This window comes from Occallatibacter sp. (assembly GCF_049510455.1).
In the GTDB taxonomy this organism is placed as follows: Bacteria; Acidobacteriota; Terriglobia; order Terriglobales; family Acidobacteriaceae; genus Telmatobacter.
Map to the genome: position 1 here is coordinate 1 of NZ_JBEKYX010000188.1, position 3,088 is coordinate 3,088.

Below are 3,088 nucleotides of genomic sequence, written 5' to 3' on the forward strand. Positions count from 1 at the left end.
CATCTGTGATGACGATGGGCGTGACGCCTGCGCCGGCGAGAACGCGGGCGGCTTCATCGACGAAGGTTTCACCGAGGAAACGCGGATCACGACCTACAAGCACACGGTGCGGCGCGGGCTGCGATTTGACGTAGACGGCGATGCCAGCGACGGCAAGGCGGATGTTGGCGAAGTTGAAGTCGCCGGCAACGATGGAACGCCAGCCGGAGGTGCCGAATTTAATGACGCTCATGAGTGCGTTTCCTTTCCATCCGCCGCGGCGGGGCCTGCATGAACATACTGCCTTTCTGGGGTGGGGTGAGGCAAGCGGGACGCGGGAGCGATAGGACGACGCAGGGAGGCTTACGCCTTTCTTACATGCTTCATAGTTTACTGGGGTGAGAAGTGAGGATCCGGCTCAGATTCAGTGAAAACATGTAATCCACTATCACCATGCTGCGGATCGGATCCTACACTGGAGGAAAGACCAATGAAATCGATTACTCGGTTCGTCACAGCAATGGTGGCCGTTATATTAACGGTCGCAGTACTATGTCCCGCGCAGGACGTCACGCCGAAGAACCTTGGCAACGCGGCGGCATTCAATGGCAAGAAGATCGAAATGAAGGACAAGGGGGAGGTCGCTTACCTCCTGTCTTTCACGGCGGGGAAAGAGTTCGAGGCCACCACGGACGGACTGCAGAATACCGACGTGCATCTTTTTGTCTACGACGCCTCCGGCGCGGAAGTCGCTAAGGACGTCTCGTCCGGACCGAAGTGTTCCGTCAAGGTTACGCCGGAGAAGGATGGGCACTACAAGTTCGTCATCAAGAACGCCGGCGGGGCCAACACGGTGACATTCAATGTAAAGGTCGCAAAATGATGACTCGCCGCTTGTCAAAAAGACATTAGAAATCGCAACAAATGGCTTTCGAAAAGCTGCGGTTTGAGGCCGTTGCCCTGCCAGATACAAGAGACCGAAGCCTTCGACCAGTCGAAACTGTGCCGGTTGCACAGTTTCAGAATAAAGATCGCATAAAGATTGTTATAAGAACTGTGGAGTTCATCCCAAGCCGCAGAAAACAAAAAGCCTCCGAGAGCGCGCTGCACAGGGTAACTCAGCGCGCATCCCGGATTCCAACTTCTCCGCCCAGCACGGCCCTACTTGAATTGATTCAGGAAGTCCACTACGTAGTAGCCGACGACAAACAGCGTCGCCGCCACAGCCAGCCACAGAGCCACGCGCTCCACCGGCTCAATCTTGTGCACGCGCGCCACAAGCGCCTCCTGCGCGTTTTTCATATGGTCAAAAGAGTCATCCAGGAAGATCTGGTCGTCCTCATCGCGTTCCAGCCGGGATTTATAGGCATGCAGCCCGGCCAGAGCCACAGCAAAGACAGCCCACACAGTCCACATCGTTGGCACAAAGGGCATAATCGCCACCTCCAGTGTTTGGAAGGTCCCAGATGCCGGCGGGTGCGTCAAACGATTGGCGGGCTCGTGGGTAGAGGGGCCTTTCGGCTGCAAATCATACTCCTTTTCCCATATCGCGCAACAGTGACGCCGCTCACACAATTTTTCGGCGAATAAAAGCTGCCAATATGGGAATTTACCCCTGCGACCGCCGCACCCGCTGTTGCATCGAATAAACAGCCCGACCAAATTGGTCTTGTTTAAGGCGCCAGGGCTAGGTAACATAGGAAGAGCAGAATTTCTCAGAAACTGGAGACGTCATGGCCACAATCGCAGTTGCACCCGAACTCGAAGTCAAGAAAGCGCCTCTTAACCTGACCCCGCAGGCAATTACCAAGGTGCGCGAAATCATGGCCACCCAGGATCCCCTGCCCGCCGGTCTGCGTATTGGCGTGGTAGGCGGCGGCTGCTCCGGATTCCAGTACTCGATGGCCTTCGAGAATCAGAGCGGCATGATGGACAAGGTCTTCAAGTTCGACGATCTCAATGTCTATGTCGATGCCACTTCGCTCATGTACCTCAATGGCTGCATCGTCGACTACGTTGAAACTCTCGAAGCAGCAGGCTTCAAGTTTGAGAATCCGCAGGTCAAGTCCACCTGCGGCTGCGGCTCCTCCTTCTCGGTCTAGAAGCATTTTCGATTTAAGTGTTTACCTATCCGCATGAGGCGAAGAAGTTTGAGTACACCTCTGGGTAGCGGCATTGAACAGGTCGCCGATTTCCTTCCAGAGGGCATCGATGGACAGTTTGGCTGCCCTGCGGAGCAATGCTTTTAGTTTGGAAAAGAACTTCTCGATGGGGTTGAAGTCGGGAGAGTAAGGCGGCAAATACAGCAAAGTGGCGCCTGTCGCACAGGCCGCCTCCTCAACGCCTGAGACCTTGTGGCTGCAGGTTGTCAAGAACAACGATGTCTCCTGACTGCAACGTTGGACACAAGAATTCGCGCATATAAGCGAGAAACGTCTCCCCGTTCATGGGACCGTCAGTGACCATTGTCGATGTCCAGGTATTCATCAATGAATACGATCTTTTTCTACGTCCCTCCTCGGCAATGCTTCAACCCATTTTCGCCGAGCTTGCGGCACGTCCTCGCGCTCTTGATCGCTGGCGTGCAGGTTTTTTTGAAGGTGAGATTCCATTGATTCAACTGATGCCACAGCGCCCCGGGCTTGATTAAAACATCCCGCCTGGGCCAAACGTGCGGACAATTCCGACAACGCCAGGCCTGGCTCCGCTTCGATCCAGGCGCGCAGCACTGACTCCATCTCAGCCACGCGCGAACGGCGATGCCCCCCGATCTGAAAGCTGGTCCGCTTGCCCAACTTCCGTGCTCGGGCACGAACTTGGTAGACCCAAACGCGGCTCACTTCCAAACGCCGCGCAACCGAACTCGGCCTCTCGCCACGATCTAGAGCCCACAGCACCCGCTCACGCAAATCCTGCGAATACGATTGCATCCCGACCCCCTCTCTCATGGCAGGATTATTATCCGCATAAAATGTAAATACTTAAATTAAAGCATCTCTCCCGAAGGTATAAAGTTCGGACGCCCCACCCTCGCCGCGTATTCGTATTAGCGGCCAGGCAGGGATCGCTCCACAGCAAGAGGAGAACTGCTCTTGTCCCTATATCCCTT

At 55.3% G+C, this 3,088-nt stretch carries 4 protein-coding genes and 2 pseudogenes; 2 read left to right on the forward strand and 4 right to left on the reverse strand.

Features of this window, described 5'->3' with window-relative positions; genetic code table 11:
• Positions 1-232: pseudogene (locus ABSG47_RS20650) on the reverse strand (phosphoglucomutase/phosphomannomutase family protein); the annotation flags it as partial.
• 237 nt (positions 233-469) lie between these two features.
• On the opposite strand from ABSG47_RS20650, the gene ABSG47_RS20655 reads away from it, so the two are divergent.
• Positions 470-862 (forward strand): hypothetical protein, encoded by a 393-nt coding sequence (locus ABSG47_RS20655; protein WP_424172388.1) that lies wholly within the window; start codon positions 470-472, stop codon positions 860-862.
• Between the two features lie 278 nt (positions 863-1,140).
• Here ABSG47_RS20655 and ABSG47_RS20660 read toward each other — a convergent pair whose 3' ends face one another.
• A complete protein-coding gene (locus tag ABSG47_RS20660; protein WP_424172390.1) occupies positions 1,141-1,413 on the reverse strand; it encodes a hypothetical protein in 273 nt (90 codons plus the stop codon).
• A gap of 299 nt (positions 1,414-1,712) precedes the next feature.
• Between ABSG47_RS20660 and ABSG47_RS20665 the strand changes: the two genes are divergently transcribed.
• A complete protein-coding gene (locus ABSG47_RS20665) occupies positions 1,713-2,081 on the forward strand; it encodes a HesB/IscA family protein (RefSeq protein WP_424172393.1) in 369 nt (122 codons plus the stop codon).
• Between the two features lie 78 nt (positions 2,082-2,159).
• Here the strand turns inward: ABSG47_RS20665 and ABSG47_RS20670 are convergent.
• Positions 2,160-2,454: pseudogene (locus tag ABSG47_RS20670) on the reverse strand (transposase); the annotation flags it as partial.
• Positions 2,455-2,465: 11 nt separating this feature from the next.
• Positions 2,466-2,909 (reverse strand): hypothetical protein, encoded by a 444-nt coding sequence (locus tag ABSG47_RS20675; RefSeq protein ID WP_424172396.1) that lies wholly within the window; start codon positions 2,907-2,909, stop codon positions 2,466-2,468.
• Positions 2,910-3,088 lie beyond the last annotated feature (179 nt).

What these genes read in the sequence shown, in the direction of transcription:
- ABSG47_RS20655 (WP_424172388.1), top strand. Translation starts at nt 470, where the DNA reads ATGAAATCGATTACTCGGTTCGTCACAGCAATGGTGGCCGTTATATTA.
- ABSG47_RS20660 (WP_424172390.1), bottom strand. Translation starts at nt 1,413, where the DNA reads ATGCCCTTTGTGCCAACGATGTGGACTGTGTGGGCTGTCTTTGCTGTG.
- ABSG47_RS20665 (WP_424172393.1), top strand. Translation starts at nt 1,713, where the DNA reads ATGGCCACAATCGCAGTTGCACCCGAACTCGAAGTCAAGAAAGCGCCT.
- ABSG47_RS20675 (WP_424172396.1), bottom strand. Translation starts at nt 2,909, where the DNA reads ATGCAATCGTATTCGCAGGATTTGCGTGAGCGGGTGCTGTGGGCTCTA.